This is a genomic window from Paraburkholderia caffeinilytica, from assembly GCF_046030355.1.
Taxonomy (GTDB): Bacteria; Pseudomonadota; Gammaproteobacteria; order Burkholderiales; family Burkholderiaceae; genus Paraburkholderia; species Paraburkholderia caffeinilytica_B.
Window position 1 is genome coordinate 46,829 of sequence record NZ_JAQQCQ010000020.1, and the last position, 21,449, is coordinate 68,277.

At 57.5% G+C, this 21,449-nt stretch carries 26 protein-coding genes; 22 read left to right on the forward strand and 4 right to left on the reverse strand.

From position 1 onward, the window contains the following. Positions 1–16: 16 nt before the first annotated feature. From PQQ95_RS26335 to PQQ95_RS26415, 17 genes are all read left to right on the forward strand, one after another. Positions 17–1,912: an NUDIX hydrolase gene (locus tag PQQ95_RS26335; RefSeq protein ID WP_408442553.1), complete on the forward strand. Its 1,896-nt coding sequence runs from the start codon at positions 17–19 to the stop codon at positions 1,910–1,912. Between the two features lie 11 nt (positions 1,913–1,923). Then, positions 1,924–2,529: a hypothetical protein gene (locus PQQ95_RS26340; RefSeq protein WP_408442556.1), complete on the forward strand. Its 606-nt coding sequence runs from the start codon at positions 1,924–1,926 to the stop codon at positions 2,527–2,529. A gap of 12 nt (positions 2,530–2,541) precedes the next feature. Then, positions 2,542–3,567: a DUF2184 domain-containing protein gene (locus PQQ95_RS26345; RefSeq protein WP_408442557.1), complete on the forward strand. Its 1,026-nt coding sequence runs from the start codon at positions 2,542–2,544 to the stop codon at positions 3,565–3,567. 119 nt (positions 3,568–3,686) lie between these two features. Further along, entirely contained in the window at positions 3,687–4,199 is a 513-nt protein-coding gene (locus tag PQQ95_RS26350) for a hypothetical protein (RefSeq protein ID WP_408442560.1), read from the forward strand. 80 nt (positions 4,200–4,279) lie between these two features. After that, positions 4,280–4,480: a hypothetical protein gene (locus PQQ95_RS26355; protein ID WP_408442563.1), complete on the forward strand. Its 201-nt coding sequence runs from the start codon at positions 4,280–4,282 to the stop codon at positions 4,478–4,480. Next, complete coding sequence (locus PQQ95_RS26360) at positions 4,480–5,130, forward strand: hypothetical protein (protein WP_408442566.1); 651 nt, start codon at positions 4,480–4,482, stop codon at positions 5,128–5,130. The genes PQQ95_RS26355 and PQQ95_RS26360 overlap by 1 nt, the downstream gene beginning before the upstream one ends. Next, complete coding sequence (locus PQQ95_RS26365; RefSeq protein WP_408442569.1) at positions 5,130–5,597, forward strand: hypothetical protein; 468 nt, start codon at positions 5,130–5,132, stop codon at positions 5,595–5,597. The genes PQQ95_RS26360 and PQQ95_RS26365 overlap by 1 nt, the downstream gene beginning before the upstream one ends. Beyond that, positions 5,594–6,583 carry a hypothetical protein gene (locus PQQ95_RS26370; RefSeq protein ID WP_408442571.1) on the forward strand — a complete coding sequence of 330 codons (990 nt, stop codon included), beginning with the start codon at positions 5,594–5,596 and terminating at the stop codon, positions 6,581–6,583. The genes PQQ95_RS26365 and PQQ95_RS26370 overlap by 4 nt, the downstream gene beginning before the upstream one ends. 62 nt (positions 6,584–6,645) lie before the next feature. Continuing rightward, on the forward strand, positions 6,646–6,948 hold the full coding sequence (locus PQQ95_RS26375) for a hypothetical protein (RefSeq protein WP_408442573.1): 303 nt from the start codon (positions 6,646–6,648) through the stop codon (positions 6,946–6,948). Positions 6,949–7,012: 64 nt separating this feature from the next. Then, positions 7,013–8,350, forward strand: coding sequence for a hypothetical protein (locus tag PQQ95_RS26380; RefSeq protein ID WP_408442575.1), 1,338 nt, complete (start codon positions 7,013–7,015; stop codon positions 8,348–8,350). Positions 8,351–8,362: 12 nt separating this feature from the next. Then, a complete protein-coding gene (locus tag PQQ95_RS26385; protein WP_408442578.1) occupies positions 8,363–8,809 on the forward strand; it encodes a hypothetical protein in 447 nt (148 codons plus the stop codon). Beyond that, positions 8,809–9,396, forward strand: a complete 588-nt coding sequence (locus PQQ95_RS26390; protein WP_408442580.1) for a hypothetical protein — start codon at positions 8,809–8,811, stop codon at positions 9,394–9,396. Before PQQ95_RS26385 ends, PQQ95_RS26390 begins: the two co-directional genes overlap by 1 nt. A gap of 112 nt (positions 9,397–9,508) precedes the next feature. Then, complete coding sequence (locus PQQ95_RS26395) at positions 9,509–11,335, forward strand: lytic transglycosylase domain-containing protein (RefSeq protein ID WP_408442583.1); 1,827 nt, start codon at positions 9,509–9,511, stop codon at positions 11,333–11,335. Then, on the forward strand, positions 11,332–12,018 hold the full coding sequence (locus PQQ95_RS26400; RefSeq protein ID WP_408442586.1) for a hypothetical protein: 687 nt from the start codon (positions 11,332–11,334) through the stop codon (positions 12,016–12,018). The genes PQQ95_RS26395 and PQQ95_RS26400 overlap by 4 nt, the downstream gene beginning before the upstream one ends. Then, on the forward strand, positions 12,015–12,290 hold the full coding sequence (locus PQQ95_RS26405; protein WP_408442589.1) for a phage baseplate plug family protein: 276 nt from the start codon (positions 12,015–12,017) through the stop codon (positions 12,288–12,290). The genes PQQ95_RS26400 and PQQ95_RS26405 overlap by 4 nt, the downstream gene beginning before the upstream one ends. Further along, on the forward strand, positions 12,291–13,301 hold the full coding sequence (locus PQQ95_RS26410) for a hypothetical protein (protein WP_408442592.1): 1,011 nt from the start codon (positions 12,291–12,293) through the stop codon (positions 13,299–13,301). It begins immediately after the preceding gene. Beyond that, the gene (locus tag PQQ95_RS26415; protein WP_408442594.1) at positions 13,294–13,977 is read left to right on the forward strand and encodes a hypothetical protein; all 684 of its coding nucleotides are present in this window, start codon (positions 13,294–13,296) and stop codon (positions 13,975–13,977) included. Before PQQ95_RS26410 ends, PQQ95_RS26415 begins: the two co-directional genes overlap by 8 nt. Here the strand turns inward: PQQ95_RS26415 and PQQ95_RS26420 are convergent. Next, entirely contained in the window at positions 13,974–14,162 is a 189-nt protein-coding gene (locus PQQ95_RS26420) for a hypothetical protein (protein WP_408442597.1), read from the reverse strand. The two genes, PQQ95_RS26415 and PQQ95_RS26420, sit on opposite strands and share 4 nt — an antisense overlap. Further along, positions 14,134–14,832, reverse strand: coding sequence for a hypothetical protein (locus tag PQQ95_RS26425; RefSeq protein ID WP_408442599.1), 699 nt, complete (start codon positions 14,830–14,832; stop codon positions 14,134–14,136). Before PQQ95_RS26425 ends, PQQ95_RS26420 begins: the two co-directional genes overlap by 29 nt. Here PQQ95_RS26425 and PQQ95_RS26430 point away from each other — a divergent pair. The 5 genes from PQQ95_RS26430 to PQQ95_RS26450 all read left to right on the forward strand — a co-directional run bounded on the left by PQQ95_RS26430 (position 14,823) and on the right by PQQ95_RS26450 (position 19,824). Beyond that, positions 14,823–15,170, forward strand: a complete 348-nt coding sequence (locus tag PQQ95_RS26430; protein ID WP_408442601.1) for a hypothetical protein — start codon at positions 14,823–14,825, stop codon at positions 15,168–15,170. The two genes, PQQ95_RS26425 and PQQ95_RS26430, sit on opposite strands and share 10 nt — an antisense overlap. Beyond that, positions 15,167–16,381 (forward strand): baseplate J/gp47 family protein, encoded by a 1,215-nt coding sequence (locus PQQ95_RS26435; protein ID WP_408442604.1) that lies wholly within the window; start codon positions 15,167–15,169, stop codon positions 16,379–16,381. The genes PQQ95_RS26430 and PQQ95_RS26435 overlap by 4 nt, the downstream gene beginning before the upstream one ends. A gap of 3 nt (positions 16,382–16,384) precedes the next feature. Beyond that, positions 16,385–17,182, forward strand: coding sequence for a hypothetical protein (locus PQQ95_RS26440; protein ID WP_408442607.1), 798 nt, complete (start codon positions 16,385–16,387; stop codon positions 17,180–17,182). A gap of 92 nt (positions 17,183–17,274) precedes the next feature. Beyond that, a complete protein-coding gene (locus PQQ95_RS26445; protein WP_408442609.1) occupies positions 17,275–18,711 on the forward strand; it encodes a hypothetical protein in 1,437 nt (478 codons plus the stop codon). Between the two features lie 255 nt (positions 18,712–18,966). After that, entirely contained in the window at positions 18,967–19,824 is an 858-nt protein-coding gene (locus PQQ95_RS26450; protein WP_408442612.1) for a hypothetical protein, read from the forward strand. Here the strand turns inward: PQQ95_RS26450 and PQQ95_RS26455 are convergent. Together PQQ95_RS26455 and PQQ95_RS26460 are read right to left on the reverse strand one after the other, a co-directional pair. Then, entirely contained in the window at positions 19,821–20,633 is an 813-nt protein-coding gene (locus PQQ95_RS26455) for a hypothetical protein (RefSeq protein WP_408442615.1), read from the reverse strand. The two genes, PQQ95_RS26450 and PQQ95_RS26455, sit on opposite strands and share 4 nt — an antisense overlap. Then, positions 20,630–21,193 (reverse strand): SGNH/GDSL hydrolase family protein, encoded by a 564-nt coding sequence (locus PQQ95_RS26460; protein ID WP_408442618.1) that lies wholly within the window; start codon positions 21,191–21,193, stop codon positions 20,630–20,632. The genes PQQ95_RS26455 and PQQ95_RS26460 overlap by 4 nt, the downstream gene beginning before the upstream one ends. Positions 21,194–21,449: the final 256 nt, after the last annotated feature.

The window sequence follows — 21,449 nt, forward strand, 5'->3', positions numbered from 1 at the left end:
TCCTTGAAAACGACCTATGCCTCTCGAGAAAGGATCTGGCGACGAGGTAATCGGGCACAACATCGCAGAACTTCGCCACGCAGGGCATCCCGAGAATCAGTCGATCGCCATTGCAGAGAAAGAGGCGGGCAAGAGTCGCAACGACTCTACCTCGCCCCACTGCGCCGGCATCCTCTTCCGCGCTCCCGGTCCGCAATACCTGCTCGTCAAGCGCAGCGACACGGGTGAGTGGGAGCAGCCGGGCGGCCACATCGAAGCCGATGAAACGCCCGAAGAATCCGCAGCACGCGAATGTGTCGAGGAAATCGGCGGCTGTCCTGACGGCGTCCGCTGGATCGCCCGGACGACAGTCAATCCGGACGGCGGCGACTACACCTGCTTTCTGCAGGACGTCCCGGAACCCTTCGACCCGAAGCTCAACGACGAGCATACCGAATGGCAATGGGTCTCGCCTTCTGCGCTCCCCGAGCCGACGCACCCCGAAGTCGCCAAAACCATTGCGCTGGTCTCGGGTAATGAACTCGACATCGCCAAGCGGATGGCAGCACATGAGTTGCCGTCGCCCCAGCGATACGAAAACGTCTGGCTCTTTGATATCCGCATCACAGGCACAGGGCTGAGTTACCGCACGGCGCTCGATGAATATTCATGGCGCACGCCGGATGACTTCCTGACCGAAGAGTTCCGCCAGCGCTGCAATGGTCTGCCGGTCATCTTCGAACACCCCGAGACGCTGTTGAATTCGAAGGAGTACCGAGAGCGCAATCTCGGCTCAATTTTCCTGCCCTACCTCACCACTGATGAGGTCTGGGGCATCGCCAAAGTATTCGATGACGATGCGGCCGTGCTGATGCACGAGTCTCACGAATCGACCAGTCCCGCGGTTGTCTTCCGCGACGCGGGCTCAGCCGAATTCCTGGAAATAGATGGGAAGACGGTTCTTATCGAAGGTAAGCCCTCCTACTTGGACCATCTCGCAATCTGCAAGGAAGGCGTGTGGGACAAAGGTGGCGAGCCCAGCGGAGTCAACAATGGAGAAATCAGAATGGATGAAAACGTAACCGCGGCTCCGGCCGAACAGGTTCCGGCATGGGCTGACGCTTTGGGCAAACGCTTCGATGAAGTGTGCTCGCGCCTCGACACGCTGGAAAACAAGGGCGGCGATCCGATGCCGGCCGCGCCGCTGACCGCTGATTCCGCTGCTGGCGAACTCGGTGCTGCCGAGACGGCCGGTCACAAGGAGCACGAGCTCGAAGCCGCGGCTCTGGCTGCTGGCGCTGTCGAGGAATCGGCAGAGGCCAAGGCTGCGCGCGCAGATGCTGAGCGCCGCGACGCCGCAGAAACGGCACGGCTTGACTCCGAAGAAAAGGAGCGCAAGGAGAAGGAAGCGATGGAACGCAAGGACGCAGCAGAGCGCATGGATGCGCAAGCCCGCGAAAACGCCGATCTGAAGGCGAAGCTCGATGCAATGAATGCTCGCATCACTTCGCTTACGACTCCCCTGTCGGTCACTGATCGCGATGCACTAAGTTCGGCGCAAGCCCGCTGGGATTCGGTTGCGCAGATGTTCGGCGAACAGGCGTCGGCACCACTTCACGGCGAAAGCCCGCGCGCCTACATGGTTCGCCTTGCTTCGAAATATCAGAAGCACAGCCCGAAATTCAAGGCTATCCGGCTGGACTCTCTCGATATCGACTCGTTCGATGCCATCGAAGAGCAGATCCGCATGGACGCGCAAACCTACGCACGTAGCCCCGCTGTATCGCCGACTGGCCGCCTGATTCCGATCGTGCGCCGCGACGAAGCTGGTCGCCAGATCACCGAGTATAGCGGCGACATGAACGCATGGCTCGGCTTCTTCAAACACGAAGGTCAGGGTGTTCGCATCCTTGACCCCCGCCAGAAACACTAAGGAGTCGATAGATGACTGTCTCTTTCAATCCGCAGTTGACGACTTCTCCGTCGAATACGTTTCTGCAATCGACGGAAGGCTACGTCCAGGGCACCACCCTTGACGATACGTCGGCGCGCATGTGGCTGACTTCGGGCGTCGTCGCGCCGAGCGTCACGCAGCCTGTATGGGGCGGCATGGCAATTACCGAAGAAGTCGCCACGGTCAACGCCAACGCCCTCGGCAATTCGCTTGTATTGGCAAGCGCTGCTGGCAACGTGACAGGTTTCACGGTGTTCGACCAGGCGCACAACATGATCATCGTGCCGGGCAATACAGTGCAGCAGTCCGTCGCCGGCATGACGGTCAACTTTTTCCGCTTCGGTTCGAACATCCGTATCGCAGTCGGCGTGCTCTCGAGCATCGTCGCCACGCTGGATAGCGGCGCGATCAACCAGACGCTGTACTGGGATCCGGCGCTCCAGCAATTGACGGCATCGGGCACGAGCGGTGCGTTCGCGCTGCCGGCGACGACGAAGATTCTTTCGTTGAATTCCAACAGCAAGACCATCAGCTACAACTCGGGCACCGGGGCATTGACCTGGACGACGGGTAACGCAGCCATCATCCAGATCTAAGGAGCCCACCACATGGCAAATCTGTTCCCGGCTCGCGCGCGGATCAATCCGCATTTCGCCGAGCCCGATCTCATCGTCACCTATGCGCAGGCATCGGGTGCGTTCGAAGCACTCCAGGGCGGCAAGCCCCGCGTCAAGATCGGTCAGGACGATCTGTACGTCTACGTGAACTCGCTGGATCTGCGTACGGAAGCACAGGCCTCGGGTGCGGCGCCGAACTTCCTGCCGTCCGCAACGCTGGCCGGCGATCAATTCAGCACCGCCACGTACCTGGTTCGCACGCGTTCGGTGTGGGATCGGCACGACATTGCCGCAGCAGCTAACTACAACGTTAGCCTGCCGGCCGCGCAAGGTCTTGCTGCACGTCAGGGCCATTACCAGCAGTACCGTACGTCACTGCTCTATGGCTACCAGCCGTCGAACGGTGAAGGCCTGCTGAATGCTCCGGCCGCCACGCAAGTGACGCTTCCACCTGACCCGTACGGCAACACGACGTTCTCGACGTACGACAACGGTGCGATGGCTCTGTGGTTGCTCACGCAGATCGTCAACCTGAAGATCGGCATGTATCAGTCGGGCGGCAAGATCCATAACAAGATCGTCGTCATCAGCCCGCAGCGCATCTTCCTGCAGGCCCAGATCGCGAACATCGTGCAGGTCACGGCGTATCAACGTCCGGGCGCGGGTACGTCGACCACCGCGAATGTCGCGCAAGAGAACCTGGCTGCGGCTGGCGACGATCTCGTGTGGTTCTTCGATGACACCCTCCAAGGCAAGGGCTCGGGCGGTTCCGACGCAGTGATCCTGACGATCCCTGAAATCGAAGTGCCGGACATCCCGGGTATCAACACCAACGTGTTCGGCGAAACCTCTCCTTCGATGAAGGCGGTGAATGTCCAGTACGCGTCGATGGCGGCGCCGATCGAAATCCCGACTCCGACTGAAGACGGCGCGATCACCACGGTATATGAAAACCGGATCAGCTCGGGGTGGAATGTCCGCGGCGCAGGTCTGTACATTCTCAACATTCCGCATTAACGATCAAACCCGCACCTAGGATTGCGCTTCCGAAAAGCCGGTCCCTGTCCGGCCTGGTGCGGGTTCACTATTCAGGGAAACGACCGCCTTCGGGCGGTTTTTCATTTTAGGGAATGAAGATGACCAAGATCTATGTTGCCAATGGCACAAAGCAACGCCTGAAGTTCAATTACCGCCTGCCTGAATCGAACCGCATCCACGAACTGGATGTGCATTCCGGGCGCCAGGAAATGATTGGCGAAGGCTTGACGGATTCAAGTGTCGAATACCTCATCAAACAACTTGAGAGCGCCGGTTTCCGCCGATCGAGCGAAACGAACGGTCGGCTCGAGAACTTCTCGGGCTGGATGTACAGCATCGATAAAGCGACAAGCGAAACCCAGATCCGCAGCGGCCATGATGCCCGCGTCGAGGCGCAGGAAAAGATATCGGCGGTGGAAGCCCAACGAGGTGCCCTCGCGATGGATCAGGCAAACCGGCTCCCGGGTGATCGCCGCAAGCGCCTAGCGAAGGTGACGGCGGTCGAGGTCGAGCAGGATATTGGTCCTCGCGATTCGCCGACGGGGAAAGAAGTGAAGATGAGCGTGTCCGTTGATTCGGCCGCGCCGGAAAGCTCGAAACTGGCGATCTGATCATGGAATCATGCCGACTTTCCGATGAAGCCCGGGCATCTATAAATGCCGCTCTCGGCGCGGCCACCCATGCGCCGGCCATGACGCGCGCCGAAGAAGTCAAGGCGCTGATGGCGAAGGGCATGAAAATCACCGTCACCGGTCAGTGGTGTGTATGGGCGTTTGCTCCGCGCAAGATCGCTGAGGCCTTAGGTGCGCCGTTTGTTGCGGCCTTCCCTGCCGCAGCCGATCTGCCCGATTACATGTCATTTGGCGGTCATGTCGTTACGACGAGAGTGTGATGTTCACAAACCCGCTCCAGCCGAATCTGGCTGATTTCAATGCCTTCGTTCTGAATCAGGGTGTGCCATTGGCGGATCTGCCGAGCGGCACGCTCACGAACGTTGGCATTAGTACGTCTGGCAACCTGACGGCAGCAAGCACCACCGGGACAATCGCCGCCGGCATGGCTCTGGTCGGATCGAGCATACCCGTCAACACCTACATCGCCACATGGGCCGGTAGCGCGGGGACGGCGGTTCCTGTGCCGACCTCTGCAGTTGAAGCCGCGAGTGCCGCAGCGTGGTCGCCCTATCTGGCATGGGCGTTCATTGGCGCCCTCGGCGTAACGCTCATCCCACCGTCGAATATGCCTCCCATCCTGTATGTGATGGCGGTCTACAACTACGGCATGCACAAACTGCTGAAGATCGGGCAGGATCAGCCTGGCCAGACGTTCTTCGCAGACCAGCGCGCCGCATTCAAACTGCTGTCATTCAAGGCTGGCCCTGTCGGTTCCTCCGCCGATCAGGCGACGTCTCAAACGCTCGTCACGCCCGATTTTCTCAAGGGCTTGACGATGGGGGATCTAGATCTCCTCTTGACGCCTTGGGGTCGCGAGTATCTGGATTACAGCCAACAGTATGGACCGAACATCGTTGGGGTTAGCTAGTGCCAAAGTTGATGCTGGGCGTGGTTGATGTGGCCTATTCGGATGGGGACGGCGCTAAGACCACGGGAGACGTAGCTGGCTATCTTGAGGATGAGTATCACGTCATGCGCACGTTCCTCGAGATGTACGAGGACAAGATCGGCGAGTTTCTGGCCGACGCAATGATTGGCGAGATTGAATCGCTCGCGCAGGGCAAGCCAGTCACGATCTTTGGCAGGGATGTCGATACCCATCTGGGCGATCGCGTCATCGCCGGCCAAAGCGTCAACGGGAAGATCGAAGAGGCTTTCCGTGATTACCTTGACGCGCGCGAGTGGCAACAACTGAGCGGCCAGAAAGTTGAAGCCGCAGACACTGGCGTCAGTACCCGCAAGAAGCGACCCACCGCGAGTACCAATAAGGCGCGCGCGGCGTTCGTTGACACCGGCCTCTATCAGGCCTCTTTTAGAGCCTGGCTGGAAACATGAGCATCATCAATGAAGCCGCAGCGGCGCCGAGTCAGTTAGCGACCGCCCTGGCCGCTGGCGTCGATGATATTTCCAGCGACCAGACCGTCACGTTTCAGCAGTACACGAAATCAACCATCCCGACCGATGGTTATGTGTTCTGGGTGGCGACTGGATCGGCGCAACAGTTCGCCGGCTCGCTGCACATCCTGAGCGAGCGCAGGCAGGAAGAAGACCAGACTCTGGCGGCAAACCAGTTCGTCTTTACCGCCGAGGAAGAGGTATCGCAACTAAACGCGATCGCTCCTGACTCGATGTGGGTTGGGGCATGGAACGTCGACGGCGCGTCGCTACAGGTCGCCTTTTCTGCGACCGGTATGAATTATCAACAGGCCGGACTGTGGCATTACCGCGGCTTCGCGGTTTATCCGGCCCTCGCCTCACAGTTGATCGATAGCGCAGCAGATTTGCCGCTTGGGCCGATCGTATCGAACAGCCTGCCCATCTGGCTGGGACTGCCGTCGCAAGCGGCGGTCTATTCGCCGTTTGGCTACGCTCCGATCTATCCGTCGTTCCTCGTGCCCGACAACGTCGTGCCGCCTTATATCGCGGTTCATATCGATCCATCGCTCACGATCACGCAACAAGCAGCGCCCTACTTTGACTGGTCAGCAAGGAGCAATCCGAACGGTGATCCGTCGCCACTCTACGACGTGCCCAGCTTCCAGTTGATGCGCGACACCGTGAAGCTGATGTTCTACGGCTTCACGAACCAGCAGGCAATCCAGTTCCATGCTGCGCTGATGGATTACTCGGTCAACTCCGATGACTTTGGCTTCGGCAATTCTCCAGCCATAGTCGATGACAAGCGCGGGCAGGTTGAAATTGCCGCGCTCGCAATGAAGAAAACCTTCGTCATCCAGGCTTCATACAACAGCGGCACGGCTGACGCAATCGCGCGTCGTCTGATTCTTTCTGCCGGTTTCAGTTCCGTCACCGTTTCCTAGCGGGGCATCCCGACTAGTTTCCTGCCCGCCTCGAGCGGGCTTTTTCATTTGGAGTTTTCGAAATGCCCCAATACCCGTACGCCATTCCGCCTGGCGGCACCCAAACCACACTCAACGTCACGACGAACACCTTGGTAAAGGGTGCTCCGGGCAAGGTATTCCGCCTCGTTTTCAATACTGCATCGACCACCGCGCCGGCCGTCTATGACTTTGCGACCGTGACAGGTTTTGGCGCCGCAAATCTGATCTGGCAAGGTGCCACCGCGACTGCCGCACAGACCGTCGTTACCCTCGAATTTCCGTGCCTCAACGGTATCGTCGTGGTGCCGGGTACGGGCGGAAACGTATCCGTGTCGTACGCCTAACTCCGAGATCACGCATTCATTCCAGCCCCGCCATTGAGCGGGGCTTCGTTTTTCTGGAGCCTCCATGGCAACAACCATCACTCCGCAGATCGTCAATCTGACGGCAGTACTTACGGTCGCGCCCGAACCGTCACAGCTTCAGCGGAGCGGTGCGTTTGTATCGGTGGGCGGAACCACCCTGGCGACCGGTTCTTATCTATATTGCAGCCAACTTTCCGCATTGCAGGCCGTGCTGCAAACGAGCGGCTCAGGTAATCAGGTCGAACTGAATACGATGGGTACGACGTTCTATGCCCAAGGTACATCGGTGGGCGCTTACGTGCTTGAATTGGGGACGCAAAGTTCCAGCGTGGCGGCCATCGAAGCGCTGCAGACCTGGATCACGGATAACCCAGGGATCTTCTACGCGTATCTGGTGCCCGCCGAATGGGACAACCAGGATGAAGTGGTCGGGAGCGTCATTGTCACGGCTGGCGGCACAGGCTATACCTCCGCTCCTACCGTGACATTCTCGGGTGGTGGCGGCGGGTCTGGCGCGGCAGGCACCGCAGTTATCCAGGGTGGCTCGGTTGTTTCGGTGACAATCACCAATCCTGGCGAAGGCTACACGACTGCACCCACCGTAGCCTTCTCTGCCCCAGGTTCCGGCACAACTGCGACTGGCACGGCCAATCTTGCGGCTGAACTGAACATCGTGGCCAGCAACTATGCTAGTCCGACCGGTCGCACGTATTTCTTCATCACAACGACAGTTGCAAACATTGCAACATATCAGCCGAACAAGAGTGTGTATGCGTTCGTTCCGAGCCCAACTGCAACGTCGCAGGAGTTTGGTGCGGCAGCCCACTTCTACCAGTGGCTGGTGAACAACCCCGGCCCGGCCAGCAAACTCGCACCGATGGCATATCGGTTCCTGAATGGTGTAACGCCGTGGCCCGCCACTGGCTACTCGGCGAACATCCAGACAGTTCTGTCGGCTTACGGGAACATCAATCTCGTGCCTCCGCAGGGTGGCATCACCAACACGTGCATTTTCAAGGGTACGACTTCGGATGGCTCGCAGTCGTCGTGGTGGTATGGGATCGACTGGTATCAGATTGCCGTTACCAATGACCTAGCCGATGAGGTCATCAATGGTTCGAACGAAGAACCTCCCCTCCTATATGACCAGGATGGTATCAACCAGCTTGCCGGCGTCGCCCAACGCGATCTGAACACCGCCATTTCCTATGGCTGCGCATTGAGCGGAACGGTCACTGCCGCCTCGTTTGCATCCTATACGACCGCCAATCCCGCTAATTACAAGGCGGGCATCTATCAGGGCTTGGGCGCCAACATCGTGGGGCAGAACGGCTTCCTCCAGGTCGGGATTCAGCTCGACGCGATCCAATTCGCCTCTTAAAGGATATCCTGAATGCCTACGCAAAATCCCGGGATCGCCAGAGGCGTCCTGAATCGTGTCAAATGCTCGGTGGTCGTACCCAGTTCACCATCGCTGAACATCATCTCCGCGAACATGGGCCGCTCGCTGGCCCGTATCGCATTCGAGGGACAACTGGTCAACCAGATCCCCACCGGTACCGGCCTGGTGAATTCTCCCGAACCGTTCGTGATTGCGACGATCACGATTGCCCTGCTGCGCACGCAAGCCATTGCGGCAGCGTGGTTCTCGCAAATCCTGCTGGATAGCAATGTCGAGGATGCAACGATCTACAGCGATACCTCTACATTCCCCCCGATCGCATTGCAAAGTGTAGTCGCGAGCCATATGGATCCAGGCCCTTTCGATGGTACGAGCCCGGATTTTCAATTGGTACTCCGCGGAGCGCTGCCGATTAACAACCGACTCTGGACCTTCTGATGCAGATCACTGACTCGTTGAATCTTGCGCTGCCGGTTGGCGATGGCATGACGGCGTATCACACGCCGATCTCGCGCCAGGTCTATGAGATGCATTACAGCGTCATCAATGCGGTCAAGGCGGCGCTGTCGCGCAAGGGTATTCACTACCAGATGGGTTCGGGTCCGCGCATTGCCAATCTCGTACTCAAGGACGAAGGCGAGAAAGATGCTGCGGAACGGGAAAGCTTTGATGCCAAGGGCGCCGTGATCGACGATCGCACGCCCGTACTGCTGGCGGAAATCCGGCGCCTGACGATGTTGCTAGCGCCGGGCGCGAATGGTTACGAACTGATCCCTGTCGACGCGGCCATCTCTCAAGGGAAGATCGATGAGGAAGACTGGAGCGAACTGGAGGCCGCACTGGTTTTTTTTACGTGTCATGCGATGACAGCGCGGAAGGCGAATCGCCTGAACATCGCAGCAGCGACGGCTTCAGTCCTGAGTGGGTCGATTACTGCGTTGTCACCTACGGCATTCGCCGCTTCCTTGCAGACCTCGATGAAGGTCGAACCTACACCGAAGACGGCCTCATCGCTGCCTGTCTGAAATACGTCTCGCGCGAGGGTTTTGCCGAATTCGCCGAGCGGCACGATATCCCCTTTCATAGCGCCCGGCAGTTTCGGGAGCGCTTTATCCTCGAAGTCCTGCGGCCCAATCTATGAGCAATAAGCCAGTCATTGAGGTCGATGTCAACGATCAGCAGTTTCGCGCTTTTTACGAACTGTTCCAGCAATACTCGACCCAGGTAGAAGAAATGCCGGATGACTGGAAGAAGGTCTCTGGTGCGACGAAAGATGCCGGCAAATTTGCATCTGACTTCGCCAAATACTCAGACGCGTCGAAAGACGCATTGATGCTGGCGGCAATCCAGGCGGATGCTATCGGCAAGTCTGTCGGCGAGGCAATCAAGGCACAAAAGGAGTTCGCCAGCGTCGCCCGTAACGGGAGTTCCGAGCTCGAGAAAATGGCGAAGCACGCCAAGACGCTCGGATCCGAAGTCTTCGGCATCGGCAAGTTTCTGATGAAAATCGGAACCATTGGGTTTGGCCTGACTGGTGTCGGAGCGATTCTATCGGGTCTCGGGCTGCGTGATCTCGCGCGCTCGGCCATTTCGACGCAGGGCGAGGCGCGAAGTATTGGCGTATCGATCGGACAACTCTCGGCATTCGAGACGGATTTCGGCCGCTATGTTGATCCGTCCATTCTGAACCGTGCCGCGGATGCGCAGTCGGACATGCGGAAGATCCCATACGCAATGCTGGCCACCGGACAGAGCCTGTCTGCAATCCAGAATCAAAGCCCGGATGAATTGTCGCTTCGCATGATGCAGCGCGCACACGACTGGTACGCAAACACGCCAGTCGCTGCACGCAATGCGCAAACGTTGCGCGGGACTGGGCTTGACCAGTTCATGTCATTCGAGGAAGTCCGCAAGCTCGGCGCGATGACGCCGCAGGAATTCAGCGAAGCACGCGCGAATTACCGCGGGGATGTGAAATCCTTCAACGTCTCGGACAAAAGTACGGATGCGTGGTACGGGTTTGAGCGCGAGATCGAAGCGGCTGGAAAGTTGCTCAAGACAGACCTGACGGATCGCCTGGCTGAATTGGCGCCGAACCTGAGAGAGTTTGTTAGTGGGTTGAGCGGTGACGCAAAGATACTGATTGATGACGTGCTCTCGCCCCAGAATTTGAAGTCGGTCGGGGATGCTTTACATGATTTCGCAGGGTACCTGGGATCGACGCAATTCCGGCAGGATTTGAAGGATATCGCCGGACTGATAGGCGGTGTCGCCAGCGCCATACGGAAGGCGGCCAAATTTCTCGGAATTGATACCAGTTCCAACACCAGCACCAGTGGCTCACTTGATGCCAATGAGGTTCAGCGCGAGACGCACGGCTCAGTGGCTGGGTTCACTGCGGCAATGAATGGTAATGCGGCGAAATATCAGGCTCTATCTCCCACATTCACTGACAAATTGGCTGGCACGGTCCAGAAGATGAGTGGCGAGCCCAGCTATTTCAGTGCGTTCGAAAAATCGCAAGGTCTGCCGGCTGGATCGTTATACGCGCAGGAAATGGTGGAGTCACGCGGAAAGATCGGCGCAGTCTCGCCGCGGGGCGCGATGGGTCCGTTCCAGTTCATGCCCGATACGGCCAAACAGTACGGTCTTGACGATCCCTACAATCTCCACGACTCTGCCGCCGCTGCCGCCCGCATGATGGGCGATCTGATGCGCAAGTACAAGGGTGATATACGAAAGGCCCTGGCTGGATATAACTGGGGCGCGGGCAATGTTGACCGCGATATCGCGCAGAATGGCAATCAGTGGGAATCCCATTTGCCTGCCGAGACGCGCAACTATCTGAACAAGATCACTTCTGCCCTCGCACAAAAGTCGACAGTGAATCTCAAGGTCGACGTGAAGAACAGCACGTCCGCCCGCGTGGCGGTCTCCACTAATGCGTCAGCGACAGGATCATGAGTACAGCAAATGCATTAGGGAATGCCGCACGCAGCGCCTATGACCTCGCCTACCAGCAATCTCCAATCATATTTAATGGCGGTCTGTTCTCGTCATCGCTGGGCGGCATGGCACCGATTCTGACGTTGCTTGGCGGTCTGATTAACGATGTGACCGGTTCGGATTCAGCATCAACTGTGAAATTTGTGCCAGTGCCTGGCGCAACAGCAATCAGCAATACGGTTGCGACCTATCCCTTTGCCAACCGGTTTGTGGCTGGCAATGCGGTAATCCGTAACCCGAAAAACATCTCGCTGCTGATGATTGCGCCAGTCAATTCGGTTGGCGGGTATCTGCTGAAGCAGGCCACCTTCATGGCCCTGCAAAGCACATTCGAGGCGCATACCGCAGCAGGTGGGACCTATCACGTCATCACGCCCTCGTATCCGTACTTTGACTGCGTGATGGCGACCATGACAGACGTCACAAGCGGAGGCGGATACCAGCAGCAAATCCAGTGGCAGATCGACTTCGTGCAGCCATTGATCACCCAGCAACAGGCACAGACGGCATGGAATGGAATGCTGTCGATGATTTCAGGCGGCCAGCAACTTACGACCTCGTCATGGAGTGATGCCGCTCAAGTCGCGGGAACGCCAGTTCAGGGCGCATCGACTCTCTTTGGCATTTACCCATCCTCATGACAGTCATTCCCTTTGCGCCGTCGCCTACTCAGACGCCGCCGTTTCAGGTGACCGTGACGCTCGACACCGTGCCATACAACCTCACAGCGATGTGGAATTTCGCGGCACAACGTTGGTATGCGTCGCTAGTGAGCGCATCCGGGACTGTGGCGTGGTATGGCGCCTTGGTTGGTTCCCCGCTTGATTATGACATCCCGCTTGCGCCGGGGATTTTCACGACCTCGAAAATCATCTATCGCGAAGACTCCGGAAATTTCGAAATCACCCCATAAATGCGCTTTTACGAAATCGACCTTTATGCGCCGGGCAGTACGACGCCCGCGCGCACCTGGACATCGTTTCCGGGAGATCAATTCGATCCTGGCGCTCTGAATGTCGAATTTGACCTGACGGTTGCCCCCTATGGAACGCCGATCGGCGGACAGTCGATCACGATTGAGGGCATCTCGATTGCCGACCTGATGCAACCGCAGCAATTCGCCCCTCAGATCGTCAATGGCGAGACGCAGCCTGGCATGACCCTGGTCCTGAAGGGCGGCATGGGAAGAGGTCTTCCTCTCGCCAATCCAGCCCAGCAAGGAACGCTGCTCAAGGGGCAAGTCTGGCAAGCCTTTGGCAACTGGGAAGGCACGGAGATGACGCTTGATTTCGTCATCAATCCGGGTGGGTTCGATTCGGATAACCCTGGTAATTTCGTGCTGAACTGGCAAGCTGGACAACCGCTTTCTGGCGCACTGCAGAACTGTCTTTCGGTGGCCTATCCTGGCTTTCCGCTGACAATGAATATCAGTAGCCAACTTGTTCAGTCGGCACAAGAAGTGCATCACTGCGGAACACTCGAGGAACTGGCGCAATATATACAAGGCATTACGAACGGGCAGTTTCTCGGCCCGACCTATCCTGGCGTGCAGATCGCCATGCAAGGTGGCGCGCTGTCGGTATTTGATAACACATGGCAGCCGCCCACGGTTCAACTCAACTTTGCGGACCTGGTCGGGCAGCCCACCTGGATCGATGTCAACACGCTTCAGGTCAAACTGGTGATGCGCGGCGATCTACAGATAGGGACGACCGTCAAGATGCCAGTCGGGCTGTCTGGTCAGGCGGGTCAGGTTCTCACCTCTGGAAACTCATTGCCGTCGAGCACGAATTATCTGACGACCTTCTCAGGTTCATTCCAGATAGTCGAGCAGCGCCATATAGGGAATTTTCGCTCATCCGATGGCGGATCCTGGGTGACGGTTATAAATTGCGTGCCTTTTACGCCCCCTCAGAATGGCTGATAACTTTTCCAAGCTCTGGCTTCAAAAAAGTCAGAATCAGTTGGCCATTAATCGGGCTGCGCAGGAGATACAGAAACAGGGGCGTGCACTTCCCTGTCGTGTTACGGCAGTATCCGGCGCGATCGTGACAGTTGAATTCGAGATGGACACGTCGCCATGGACGTTGCCGCCAATCACGATCCCGAAAGCCGAAAGCAACTGGGTGCGCATGCCGACCCAGGTTGGAGACTTCGGGTACACCGCGCCGGCAGATGTCTATCTTGGCGGCATTTCTGGAATCGGCAAAGGCGTTGCGAGTTTTCTGCGCCGCGGCAATCTGTCAAATCTCGTCTTCACGCCAGTCAGTAGCGCAAATTCGCCGCCAATCGATCAGAATGCGGCTCAGGTGCAAGGTCCCAACGGCGCGATCATCCAGACGACCACTGGTCCGACGTCATCAATTGTGACGAATGCAACCGGCACGACAATCACATTTGAGACCACCACACTGATCATCAATGCGTCGGGCATCACGTTAACGGTTGGTGGACAGACGTTCACGTGGGGCGGCTCTGAGGCTGTCTCGACGCTGCCGATTCAGGCGCCTGACGTGATCCTGCCGAATGGCGCCGTCAACACGCACATTCATCCAGGCGTGCAGACTGGCACTGGGAATACCGGAACGATGACTGGCTAGCCATGATTCCACCAAGCGCCAGCCTTGCCAACAACGTAGATTGCCGCACCGCCAAGGAGCGCAATGCCCGCCGCATAGCCATGGTGACTAAAAAACAGGACCGGCGTGCCGATGACGACCGATGCAGCGCCAAACGCAATCATCGCCTTATATGGCTTACCGGTTCTCTGAATCGTTTGTGTCATTGCCTTCCTCTCGTTTCTTAAAGTCGTCAGGGTTAAACCTCGGGCATACATCGCACATCTTGGCAACGCCTTCGGCCTGAATCTGGTCTCGCACAGACGCCGGATGATGCTCCTGTGCTTCGAACCATTGCAGCATGTAGGAACATGGGAAAACGAAATTTCCTTCGTCGGACGCCGCAGTGATGTGTCTAAACATCGGGTGAATAAACTCGAGCTTCAGCCTCGCATGAACCGGGAAATATGGCGTATCGACCATTCTATGACAATGCGCCTGAAAGTTGTCCGTTGCGCATGATTCGGAAAAGCATTGGAGCACAGACTCCAGGTCATACGCCTGTTTCATTTCGCCAATGACCATTCGCCCTTGTGCGTAGAAGTGTGTTCCCTTCCACCCGCGAATGTAGTGAATCAGGTCGATCGCCTGAGTAGCGCCTTCGAAGGTCTGCGCAAAGCCAGACACATAGATTTTCATCGTTCCGAGATCGTGCTCAACGAATAGCGGCGCGCGACTCGCAACGTCCATCGCCAGATCAAAAGCCCCTGACCGGCTGTTCACGAACAATGCAAGCACAAGGTAATCCCGCGATAGCGTACACAGGCTTTCGTGCGTGAAGAAGCTGGGCGACTGAAGATCGGGCATATCTAGATAAAGGTTGTGCAATGCGTGCATGGGGCAGAACGTACAACAAGGACGGAACCTATCAATGGGTTGCGGCCTCGACCCAGGCGAACGGTCTAAACGACGCCTTCTACATTACCGCGCTCGCCCAGTGCCTGAAATTGAATCTTGGTGAGAGCCCAATCTATGCAAATTCAGGCATCCCTCAAATCCAGACAATCGCAACGCAGACATTCCCGGATTTCTATATGTTCCGGATCCAGCAGCAATATGCCCAGTACTTCGCATCGCTGACCATCAGCCGTGTTCCGGGAACAATCCCGCCTCAGTATAACGTGCGCGCCGTGACTCATTCCGGTGCCATCATCAGCCAGAATATCCCGACATGACGCTACCCGTCGTAATGACCGCGAGCGGCCCGGTGCCGAACTCGCCGGCTGCGCTCAATAGCGACCTGATTGCCACGGTGCAGGCGGAAGACCCCGATTTTACGGCCAATCTACCTGGCCTGTTGCTTGAGGATCTGACTTCCACCGGAACGGCAGCGCTCGCACAGATGGATCAGGCGCGCGTGGACGCAATCAACAGCGTTACGCCGCTTGGCGCGAACGCTTTTATCCTCGCACAACAAGGCGTGATGCTTGGCATTCCGCAAGGCCAGCCGACAAATACAAGCGTCCTCGTCGTATTCACCGATATCACCGCACCAGGATATGTCATCCCGGTTGGATTTGTGGTCAGTGACGGCACATACCAGTACGTCGTACGGGACGGTGGCGTGCTCGCGTCAGACGGGTCTACTGCACCATTGCTTGCTGTGGCAAACCAGAGTGGTACCTGGTCCGTGCCATCGGGTTCGGTGAATCAGCTCGTTACTTCGCTGCCGACTCCGTACAACACGACGATGACGGTCAGCAATCCGCAGGCCGGCACGCCCGCGACCTCGACTGAGTCACCGCAAAGCTATCGCTCGAGAATCATGGTAGCAAATCAGGTGGCGGGACAAGGCACTCCAGACTATCTTAAAACCCTTCTCACGAATCCCGCTGTCGTTCCGGGAGTCACGCCGCGGCTGGTTTCCATCCTGCAATCAGTGTTTGGCTGGGAAGTACTCTGTGGCGGCGGAGATCCCTATCAGGTGGCTGGCGCGATCTATGCCGGAACCTTGGATCTATCGACGATCGTCGGATCGAACACGACGTCACGCAACGTCACCGTCACGATTACGGCCTCGCCGAATCAGTACAACATTACTTACGTCAACCCGCCGCAGCAGGTTGTGTCGATCACGGCAGTATGGAACACCAATCTGCCGAACTTCACGGCTGGCGCACAGGTGAATCAGTTGGGCGCTCCAGCGATCCAGAATTACATCAATAGCATCATCGTTGGGCAACCGATGAACCTGAACGCCATGTCTGCTGCATTTCAGGCGGCGATCGCTTCGGTGCTGCCGGTTGCAAACCTGTCTGCACTCACCTTCACAGTCACGATAAACGGGTCCGTCGTTACACCGGAGGCGGGCACGGAATTGATCCTCGGCGATCCTGAATCATATTTCCAGGCATCAAATACGGCTGTGACGGTCACGCAGGGGTGATGAATGCAGATCGAAGAGTTTGCTACGTCGCCCTTAGATACCGTCATACCTACCTATGTCTATGGCCAATTTTCCGACGACCCTGATATTCAGGCATTTTTCGCAGGCCTGAACACGACGGCACAGGGCTATGTGGACTGGTTTCTACAGACGCCGCTATCGGTCTATACATCGCCCAATATCAACGGCCCCTTGCTTGACTGGATAGGTCAGGGAATCTATGGCATTGAGCGGCCAGTCATATCGACGCTGAGTTCGCGGTCATATGGGGCATACAACACGCTGCCCTACAACACGCGCGCATATGGAACACGGCAACATATCAATTCAGGGACTGCCGAGTCGGCGAGCGATGATATCTACAAACGCACGCTCACCTGGTACACCTATCTGGGCGATGGTCGGCAAATGTCGGTCGAATGGCTGCGGCGCCGGGTGGCGCGCTTCCTGTTCGGCGCGAATGGTTCGGATATCCCCGCAGACTATTTCTGGCAAGTCGGCATCTCCCGTTCTTCAACCGGATTTACCGGCTCATTCGGCAGCGCGCCTTACAACACGCAGGCCTATGGAACGCGCAAGACCCGAAAGAATCTTGCCGCCCGGTCGCTGACCATCGCGATCCCCGCAGGACAGAACTCGCAGATTTTCCAGGCGCTGTTCAATGAAGGCTACCTCGCAGTTCCTTTTCAGGTGAGATTCACCGTCGTCATCATCCCGGCACCACCCGTTTTCTCGCTTGTGCTGACCGGCGACGGAGACTCGGTAGTGACCTCGGATGGGTCATATGTTGTAGCCCTCTAGGCTATCCGCCAGCCGGAATGCCTTCCGCAACAATCCGCAGCACTTTATTCATAGCCCGCCACTGAGCGGGCTTTTTCTTTTGGGTCATCCAAATGGCGCAATTCGTCGTCGCGAACAACGTTAATACCCAGCTTGCAGCGGCATTGCCGTCGTCCGGCGCAGGGTCAACCACGGTGACTCTCGCCAGCAGCGCGAATCTACCGACGCTCAATACTGCGATCGGTCAGCAAATGCCGCTCACGCTTAATGATGCGGCAACTGGCGCGATTTACGAAACCGTATATGTGACCGCTATCAGCGGTGCGACGTTGACGGTGCTACGCGGACAGGAAGGTACGTCTGCGCTCAACTGGAACGTAGGCGATTTCGCATTCTGCGGGCCTACGGCAGGCACAGCTGGCCTTGCGACCATGCGCACGCAGTATCAGGCGTCGGCGTCGTTTAGCTCGTCCCAGACCCTGACTGCGGCCATTGCGGGTGAGTCGGTTGGCTTCACCGGAACTTCTGCGGCAACGTTTTCGATGCCCGCTCAGTCGACCGTGCCGTCTCTGACGCCCACTGCGGTATATAACGACGGCACGGCAGCGCTGACCCTGACGGCCAACGGCAGCGATAAATTCGTCGTGGCAACTGGTCAGGTGACATCCATCGTCATGCAGCCCGGTGATGATCTCTCGTTCTATGCCTCATCCACAAGCGGGCTATGGCAGGCAACTGCGGGATCCGCACTTCGTCAGTACGAACCGCTAGTCGTAGGCGCCGCCACCGCAAGCCAGCATGCGGTGCAGTTCGGGCAGGTAGCGGGAGTAGTCGGCTCTGTCCGGAATCTGGTGATGAGCGTTACCGCAGCAAGTGCTACGGCTACGCTGAGCGCGGATGAAATTGTTGTTGAAAGTGCGCTGGGCGGCTTGCGCTATTGCCTTCCGAACTTCAGCAAGACGATCAATCTTGCGACGACGGGCGTGGGCGGGATGGATACTGGGACAGCGCCGGTATCGGGCTATGTTGCGCTGTATGCGATCTACAATCCGACCACGGCAACGGCTGCGCTGCTGGCGACGAACGCCACCTCCGCTGTTGCACCGAGCGTGTATGGTGGCGCGAATATGCCGAGCGGGTATACGGCATCGGGGCTTGTTTCCGTCGTGCCGACGAACGGGAGTGGGCAGTTTGTTCAAGGCGTGCAGGTTGATAGAACGATCTATATTAATCGGGTTCAAGCTGTTAATTCCACTACGGCGGCCGCCTCGTCAACCTCATTGAATATCGCATCGCTCGTCCCAAAGAATGCGCGCGAGGTGTTTGGCGATGTAAGCGCTTCATCGACGGGTACGACGCTGACTATATCGGTCGGTTCGAGCGGAGCCGGTACTACGAACAGTCCTGGCCTGATCATCCCTACCTTCTACCAGGTGGGGCAAACCTACTACAAGATACCGATCATCACGCCACAGATCATCTTTTACTATTTCCAACAGGCCTCGGGTAGCTTCAGTGGGCAAGTCAACATTGCTGGATATACGATCTAATTATGACAACCATAACCGTTCAGTTTTCGGATGCCACTGATACAGCTATCGTGTCTAATTTTTCTGGTCCGCAGGACCCAGATTCATATTCGAATCTGGGCACGGTGGAATCAAGTGATGCTAGATGGAAGACGTATTTCGATAGTCAGCCAGTTTGGGTGCAGATTGGTATGCCGGCACCGGTCACGTCATGACAATTTGACGTCGCGCTGTGCCCAGGTCATAGTCGCGCTCTAAACCGCGTGGAGCGTGATTGTGACCCGAATCTTCGAGCCGATTTACGAAGGCAACCCGAATCTCACTGAGCCCCTGTTTGAGCCCTTGCTATTGCCGGATAGCGCGCACGCGGCATGGCGCGAGTTCCGCATCCTCATCGATTTCTACCGACGCAAGGCTCATCTAGGCGATCGCATTGGCATCTTCTCACCGAAATTCGGCCTCAAGGCAAAGGTTTCAGCAGAGCAGTTTCTAGTGTTCTGCGAATCAAACGCGTCTGCCGATGTATGCCTCATCAATCCCTTCCCGCAGATCGCGTGCTACTCGTACAACGTCTGGATGCAAGGCGAGATCAATCATCCCGGCCTCACCGGATGTGCGCAGGCACTTCTTGATGAGTGTGGTTTTGGTTGGGATCTGTCGCGCGTGCCACGCCACGATGCGCGCGTACTGTGCTACTCGAATTTCTGGGTTGGTAGTGAGGCGTTCTGGGAAAGGTATGTGGGCGGAGTGCTCAACCGGATTGCGCTGCATATCGAGCGTAATCCGAATAGCCCCGCTGTCACCGCAGTGATGGGTGAAACATGGCACACCGATGCCGCGCCGTTCCTACCGTTCATCATCGAACGGTTGTTTAGCACGTTCCTTTCACTCGAACCGACGATCCGAGTCGCGGCATATCCGCTGCCAGACGTTTCCGCATACTGTTTGACGGACTATGAGCGCGAGTTGGTGACGGGGATCGCTCCGATCATCGATGCAGCAGACGCGGCATCAAGCTTTACGCCCGAACTGATGAAGATTCAACATCTGCTGTGCAACCTCTATGTGAGATATGCGCGCGAGCACTTTTCGGCTAACGCGCATCCGCATTCTGGCCGAACGGTTGAAGGTTAGAACCGATACCCCAAGTACACCATGTGCGCCCCCTTGATCCCGCTAGGCACGTCATCTCCCGTTCCAGCGAAGTGCGGCGGTGCATAGAGATAGCTGTAGCCCAGCGAGAACGCGCCCTTCGAGACCGAGAATCCGGCTACGGCACCTAAGTGCGGCACGATCCGATGGGATACCTGCTCCGCGCTGCCCGCGGGGCCGAACACGCCGTCCTCGTTGGCAATGTAGGTCGAGCGCCACGGACCAAAGTAAATCGCCGGTCCAGCCGACAGGCCAACTTCCCAATCGTTGCCGAGGTTCCAGAATGCTTCGGCCGCCAGGCTGATGGAATGCGTGACGCCAGATGAGTTGAACGTTCGCATCTGACCACAATTGTTGTCGATACATGACTTGGTGGCCGCGCTGTAGCCGCCGTTGCCTTGCGGAAAGTTGCCGGAGTCTTGGGCGACGGTCGCAGTCCAGTTGAGCTTGCCCCAGTAGGAATAAGTCAAATGCAGACGCATGCCCGGTACCCATGAGCGGACTGGCGCGTCGATCAGATTGACGGCGATTCCAGCTCGAGCGGCGAAGGAATCGACCGGCGTCTTGTGCGGTAGGCCTTCATCGAAGTACTGCATGTCGCCAGCACGGATCGCGCGCGATGCGCCGAGCCCCGCTTCGATCGAGAAAAACGACTCTGCATGCGCCGAAACTGCGGCACATCCAAGCGTAGCCGCCACAGCAGCAGTGCGCCATGCCCTACCCGGCTTCCGTTCAGCACGAACTGCTACGCGACCACTGTGGCGGACGCGGCAAGATTGGATGGTTTTCATGATTGGCTCCCGATGATCGCCTGAACAAGTGGTGCGAGTGCCGCAGCTTGGCGTTGTGCCTTGATCGCGTAAATCGCGTCATCCGGATAGAACCCGGCGTTCAGATGACTGCAATAGTTCGGGACCGTTTGCAGATATGCGTACTGGGTGATCAGCGCCACACCGTACGTAAAAGCCGCATCTTCCATCGCCTGAACGTAATCGCCAAGCTGAGGATGATTGCCATCGCAGACCGGATTCGGTTCTTCGAGGACAGGCGTCTTGCCTGCTGCCCGCACCGCGGCGATCCACTGCGGCAGATATTGCTTGTAGTCGTCCAGTGTCTCGCCGCCGAGCGCATCGTTCATCGCGTGGTTGTCGATCACGATACTGGCTTTAGAAAGCGCGACGCGTTGCGCAAACGGTGCGCCGTTTCCATCCACGCCGAGCATTTCGTTTTGCAGGCTGCTGGATGTTCCGCCAGTCGCATGGTTTGCGATGGTGATGCCAGTGTCGTCAAGTTGGGCTTGCAGGATGGCCTGGGAGACGTCTGGTTCGGTCTGCTGGCTGACAGTCATCATTGATGACATGCCTTCCATCGAGTCATCGCCGAAAACATTGATCAGCACGACTGGCGTTGAGGGAACTGCGGCAGGCGTAGACGCTGGCTCGGGACTCGACGCCGCAACCGGAACAGATGCTGCCGGCGCCGGCGTAGTTGGATCAGGTTCGGTAGGCGATGACGGAGCAACAGTCGCCTTGACCGGAACTGGCATGCTGACCTTGACGATGGGCGATGTCTCGACGGGTTTGTCGTTGCCACCACAGGCCGCGAGA

Excerpts from the sequence above, each read along its gene's own strand:
- PQQ95_RS26335 (WP_408442553.1), top strand. The coding sequence starts at position 17 with ATGCCTCTCGAGAAAGGATCTGGCGACGAGGTAATCGGGCACAACATC.
- PQQ95_RS26340 (WP_408442556.1), top strand. The coding sequence starts at position 1,924 with ATGACTGTCTCTTTCAATCCGCAGTTGACGACTTCTCCGTCGAATACG.
- PQQ95_RS26345 (WP_408442557.1), top strand. The coding sequence starts at position 2,542 with ATGGCAAATCTGTTCCCGGCTCGCGCGCGGATCAATCCGCATTTCGCC.
- PQQ95_RS26350 (WP_408442560.1), top strand. The coding sequence starts at position 3,687 with ATGACCAAGATCTATGTTGCCAATGGCACAAAGCAACGCCTGAAGTTC.
- PQQ95_RS26355 (WP_408442563.1), top strand. The coding sequence starts at position 4,280 with ATGACGCGCGCCGAAGAAGTCAAGGCGCTGATGGCGAAGGGCATGAAA.
- PQQ95_RS26360 (WP_408442566.1), top strand. The coding sequence starts at position 4,480 with ATGTTCACAAACCCGCTCCAGCCGAATCTGGCTGATTTCAATGCCTTC.
- PQQ95_RS26370 (WP_408442571.1), top strand. The coding sequence starts at position 5,594 with ATGAGCATCATCAATGAAGCCGCAGCGGCGCCGAGTCAGTTAGCGACC.
- PQQ95_RS26375 (WP_408442573.1), top strand. The coding sequence starts at position 6,646 with ATGCCCCAATACCCGTACGCCATTCCGCCTGGCGGCACCCAAACCACA.
- PQQ95_RS26380 (WP_408442575.1), top strand. The coding sequence starts at position 7,013 with ATGGCAACAACCATCACTCCGCAGATCGTCAATCTGACGGCAGTACTT.
- PQQ95_RS26385 (WP_408442578.1), top strand. The coding sequence starts at position 8,363 with ATGCCTACGCAAAATCCCGGGATCGCCAGAGGCGTCCTGAATCGTGTC.
- PQQ95_RS26390 (WP_408442580.1), top strand. The coding sequence starts at position 8,809 with ATGCAGATCACTGACTCGTTGAATCTTGCGCTGCCGGTTGGCGATGGC.
- PQQ95_RS26395 (WP_408442583.1), top strand. The coding sequence starts at position 9,509 with ATGAGCAATAAGCCAGTCATTGAGGTCGATGTCAACGATCAGCAGTTT.
- PQQ95_RS26400 (WP_408442586.1), top strand. The coding sequence starts at position 11,332 with ATGAGTACAGCAAATGCATTAGGGAATGCCGCACGCAGCGCCTATGAC.
- PQQ95_RS26405 (WP_408442589.1), top strand. The coding sequence starts at position 12,015 with ATGACAGTCATTCCCTTTGCGCCGTCGCCTACTCAGACGCCGCCGTTT.
- PQQ95_RS26410 (WP_408442592.1), top strand. The coding sequence starts at position 12,291 with ATGCGCTTTTACGAAATCGACCTTTATGCGCCGGGCAGTACGACGCCC.
- PQQ95_RS26415 (WP_408442594.1), top strand. The coding sequence starts at position 13,294 with ATGGCTGATAACTTTTCCAAGCTCTGGCTTCAAAAAAGTCAGAATCAG.
- PQQ95_RS26420 (WP_408442597.1), bottom strand. The coding sequence starts at position 14,162 with ATGACACAAACGATTCAGAGAACCGGTAAGCCATATAAGGCGATGATT.
- PQQ95_RS26430 (WP_408442601.1), top strand. The coding sequence starts at position 14,823 with ATGCGTGCATGGGGCAGAACGTACAACAAGGACGGAACCTATCAATGG.
- PQQ95_RS26425 (WP_408442599.1), bottom strand. The coding sequence starts at position 14,832 with ATGCACGCATTGCACAACCTTTATCTAGATATGCCCGATCTTCAGTCG.
- PQQ95_RS26435 (WP_408442604.1), top strand. The coding sequence starts at position 15,167 with ATGACGCTACCCGTCGTAATGACCGCGAGCGGCCCGGTGCCGAACTCG.
- PQQ95_RS26440 (WP_408442607.1), top strand. The coding sequence starts at position 16,385 with ATGCAGATCGAAGAGTTTGCTACGTCGCCCTTAGATACCGTCATACCT.
- PQQ95_RS26445 (WP_408442609.1), top strand. The coding sequence starts at position 17,275 with ATGGCGCAATTCGTCGTCGCGAACAACGTTAATACCCAGCTTGCAGCG.
- PQQ95_RS26455 (WP_408442615.1), bottom strand. The coding sequence starts at position 20,633 with ATGAAAACCATCCAATCTTGCCGCGTCCGCCACAGTGGTCGCGTAGCA.
- PQQ95_RS26460 (WP_408442618.1), bottom strand. The coding sequence starts at position 21,193 with ATGATGACTGTCAGCCAGCAGACCGAACCAGACGTCTCCCAGGCCATC.